Raw genomic sequence first — 4235 nt, 5'->3', positions numbered from 1 at the left:
TATAAGAGACAGGGGGTGATCGGCAAAACACCCATAGCGTCGCCGGGGGTGCCGGGATGGGGTGCTTTGCTGGCGGTTCGCCCCTATGTCTGAGCCGAATAATGTGACCTGGTTCACATTCGAGAGGTCTATGCCTTCCTCGGTATAAAACCCCTCCGGAACGATTCCTTCCGGTGAAGCTCAAAAGTTGCCCAAACGAGGAACCGGCCCCCCTGTCGCCGGTGTCCCCTGGGCATCGGCGCTCACCGCTTCGGCGCCGTCACCACGGGGAGATGAAGAAACATGGTCGCACCGACCGAAGAACCGCCTGTCGTCCCGCACGCCTCCCGCGCCGACTCCGGCTGGGCCTGCCTCGGTACACCGCTCGGCGCCGCGGTCAAGGCCCGCCGCGTAGAACTCGGCCTCACCCAGGAACGCCTCGCCGACCGGGCCGGCATGAGCCAGGGCGCCCTGTCCCGCCTCGAACGAGGCAAGGCCGTCCCCACCCTCCCGCTCCTCGAACGCCTCGCCTCCGCCATGTCCGCCAACCTCCTCATCGCCCTCTCTCCGGCCGGCACGGTCCAGGTCGCCTTCCGCGTACCGGGCACCCCGCCGCGCCGCACGCTGCCGCTGCCGACGAGACGGCTGTCCGGCACCCGCTGACCGCTGCGCGGGCGCCGTACGGGGCGGAGGCTCCGCCCGGCGCCCGCCTCGCACCTGTCCTGCCCCGTCCCGCAAACGGACGCCCTAAATGTGCCGTATGTCCGACCCCTGGCGATAGTGGCCCGTAACGGACAGTGCCCGTCGCCCCCGACAAGGCGCGGACAGACGCAGTGCACAGAGGGAGGCATCCATGCGTGGAGCCACGCACGCCAAGTGGGTCGTAGGGGCGGCGGCGGTCGCCCTGGTGGCGACGGGATGTGGCGGGGACGACGGCGGCAGCAGCGGTGGCGGCGGCGGGGGCGCGGGCGTGCTGACCGCGTCCTGGGGCGACCCGCAGAACCCGCTGGAACCCGCCAACACCAACGAGGTGCAGGGCGGGAAGGTCCTCGACATGACCTTCCGGGGGCTCAAGCGGTACGACCCCGAGACCGGCAAGGCCAACGACATGCTGGCCGACAAGATCGAGACGACGGACTCGCAGAACTTCACGGTCACCGTCAAGGACGGATGGACGTTCAGCAACGGCGAGAAGGTCACCGCCAAGTCCTTCGTCGACGCCTGGAACTACGCGGCGAGCCTCAAGAACAACCAGAAGAACGCCTACTTCTTCTCGTACATCGACGGCTTCGCCAAGGCGCACCCCGAGGACGGCAGCGCGCAGACCGCCGACACCCTGTCAGGGCTCAAGGTCACCGGCCCGCTGACCTTCACCATCAAGCTGTCGCAGAAGTTCTCGACGTTCCCGGACACGCTCGGCTACAACGCGTTCGTCCCGCTCCCGCAGGCGTTCTTCACCGACCACGCCGGCTGGCTGAAGAAGCCGGTCGGCAACGGGCCGTACACCATCGACTCGTACACCAAGGGCTCCCAGATGGCCCTGAAGAAGTGGGACGCCTACCCCGGCACCGACAAGGCCCAGAACGGCGGCGTCACCCTCAAGGTCTACACCGACAACAACACGGCGTACACGGACCTGATGGCCGGCAACCTCGACCTCGTCGACGACGTACCCGCCTCCCAGCTCAAGAACGTCAAGAGCGACCTCGGCGACCGCTACCTGAACACGCCCGCCGGGATCATCCAGACCCTCGCGTTCCCGTTCTACGACAAGAACTGGAACAAGGCGGGCGGCGAGAAACTCCGGCAGGGCCTGTCGATGGCGATCAACCGTGAACAGATCACGGACACGATCTTCCAGAAGACGCGTACGCCCGCCACCGACTGGACCTCACCCGTGCTCGGCGCGGACGGCGGCTACAAGGCGGGCCTGTGCGGCGACGCCTGCAAGTACGACCCGGCCGGGGCGAAGAAGCTGATCCAGGAGGCCGGCGGGCTGCCCGGCGGCCAGGTCAAGATCAGCTACAACGCGGACACCGGCTCCCACAAGCAGTGGGTGGACGCCGTCTGCAACTCCATCAACAACGCGCTCGGCAACGACAAGGCGTGCGTCGGCAACCCCATCGGCACCTTCGCCGACTTCCGCAACCAGATCACCCAGCACAAGATGAGCGGCCCCTTCCGCGCCGGCTGGCAGATGGACTACCCGCTCATCCAGAACTTCCTCCAGCCGCTGTACTACACCGACGCCTCCTCCAACGACGGCCAGTGGTCCAACAAGGACTTCGACAAGCTCGTCGACCAGGCGAACGCCGCGACCGACACCGGCAAGGCCGTCGAGAACTTCCAGAAGGCCGAAGAGGTCCTGCGCGACAACATGGGCGCCATCCCCCTCTGGTACCAGAACGGCAGCGCCGGCTACTCGGAGCGCCTCTCGAACGTCAAGCTCAACCCGTTCTCCGTACCGGTCTACAACGAGATCAAGGTCGGCTGACCCGTCATGGGACGCTACGTCGTCCGGCGCCTGCTCCAGATGGTCCCCGTCTTCGTGGGCGCCACCCTGCTGATCTTCCTCATGGTCAACGTGATGGGCGACCCCATCGCCGGCCTGTGCGGCGACCGGCAGTGCGACCCCGCGACCGCGGCCCAGCTCAAGAAGGAGTTCGGCCTCGACAAGCCGGTCTGGCAGCAGTACCTGACCTACATGGGGAACGTCTTCACCGGAGACTTCGGTACGGCGTTCAACGGCCAGAAGGTCACCGAGCTGATGTCGACCGCGTTCCCCGTCACGATCCGCCTCACGATCGTCGCCATCCTCATCGAGATCGTCGCCGGCATCGCGCTCGGCGTCGTCACGGGGCTGCGGCGCGGCAAGCCGGTCGACACGGCCGTCCTCCTCGTCACCCTCGTCGTCATCTCCGTCCCCACCTTCGTCACCGGCCTGCTGCTCCAACTGCTGCTCGGCGTCGAGTGGGGGTGGATCAAACCGTCCGTCTCCACGGACGCGGAGTTCGGCGAACTCTTCGTCCCCGGGCTGGTGCTGGCGTCCGTCTCACTGGCGTACGTCACCCGGCTGACCCGGACGTCCATCGCGGAGAACCGGCGCGCCGACTACGTCCGTACGGCCATCGCCAAGGGGCTGCCCCGGCGGCGCGTCGTCGTCCGGCACCTGCTGCGCAACTCCCTCATCCCCGTCGTCACGTTCATCGGCACGGATGTCGGGGCGCTCATGGGCGGCGCGATCGTCACCGAGCGGATCTTCAACATCCACGGCGTCGGATACCAGCTCTACCAGGGCATCCTGCGCCAGAACACGCAGACCGTCGTCGGGTTCGTGACCGTGCTGGTGCTCGTCTTCCTGGTCGCGAACCTGCTCGTCGACCTCCTGTACGCCGTACTCGACCCGAGGATCCGCTATGNNGGGTGATCGCCGGGACCGGGATGGGCGCGGCGATGGACCTCGCGGTGAGCGAGGGCAGCAGCCTGGAGGGGGCCGGCGGCCCCCAAGGACCTTCCGAGAAACCCCGCTCCCTGTGGTCCGACGCGTGGCGCGACCTGCGCCGCAACCCCGTCTTCCTGCTCTCCGCGCTCGTCATCCTCTTCCTGATCTTCATCTCCCTGTGGCCGTCGGCCATCGCGTCCGGCTCCCCCCTCAAATGCGACCTCGGCAAGGCCCAGCAGGGCTCCTCCGCCGGGCATCCCTTCGGGTACGACGGACAGGGCTGCGACGTCTACACGCGTACGGTGTACGGCGCGCGCACGTCCGTCGCCGTCGGCGTCCTCGCCACGCTCGGCGTCGCCCTCTTCGGCAGCGTCCTCGGCGGGCTCGCCGGGTTCTTCGGCGGCATCTGGGACTCGATCCTCTCCCGCATCACCGACATCTTCTTCGCGATCCCGGTCGTCCTTGGCGGGCTCGTCCTGCTGTCCGTCGTCACCAGCAACACGATCTGGCCGGTCATCGGCTTCATGGTCCTGCTCGGCTGGCCCCAGATCTCCCGCATCGCCCGAGGCTCAGTGATCACGGCCAAACAGAACGACTACGTCCAGGCGGCCCGCGCCCTCGGCGCCTCCAACTCCCGCATGCTGCTGCGCCACATCGCCCCCAACGCCATCGCCCCCGTGATCGTGGTCGCGACCATCGCCCTCGGCACGTACATCGCCCTGGAAGCGACCCTGTCCTACCTCGGCGTCGGCCTGAAACCCCCCAGCGTCTCCTGGGGCATCGACATCTCCGCCGCCTCCCCCTACGTCCGCAA

3 protein-coding genes and 1 pseudogene are annotated in these 4235 nt (G+C 67.6%); all 4 read left to right on the top strand.

The genetic code is table 11. The features are described 5' to 3' along the window. Positions 1–282: 282 nt before the first annotated feature. Positions 283–642 (top strand): helix-turn-helix domain-containing protein, encoded by a 360-nt coding sequence (locus AOK24_RS45135; protein WP_063799627.1) that lies wholly within the window; start codon positions 283–285, stop codon positions 640–642. A 190-nt stretch (positions 643–832) separates the two neighbouring features. Continuing rightward, complete coding sequence (locus AOK24_RS42425) at positions 833–2473, top strand: peptide ABC transporter substrate-binding protein (protein WP_055725201.1); 1641 nt, start codon at positions 833–835, stop codon at positions 2471–2473. Between the two features lie 6 nt (positions 2474–2479). Continuing rightward, a pseudogene (locus tag AOK24_RS42420) lies at positions 2480–3398 on the top strand (ABC transporter permease); the annotation flags it as partial. Between the two features lie 2 nt (positions 3399–3400). Next, a partial coding sequence (locus AOK24_RS42415) for an ABC transporter permease (protein ID WP_420876732.1) occupies positions 3401–4235 on the top strand: 835 nt, incomplete at both ends.

The organism is Streptomyces niveiscabiei (genome assembly GCF_001419795.1).
GTDB lineage: Bacteria > Actinomycetota > Actinomycetes > Streptomycetales > Streptomycetaceae > Streptomyces > Streptomyces niveiscabiei.
The sequence above is the reverse complement of the archived record's forward strand: the minus strand, read 5'-3'. Positions and strand labels throughout refer to the sequence as shown.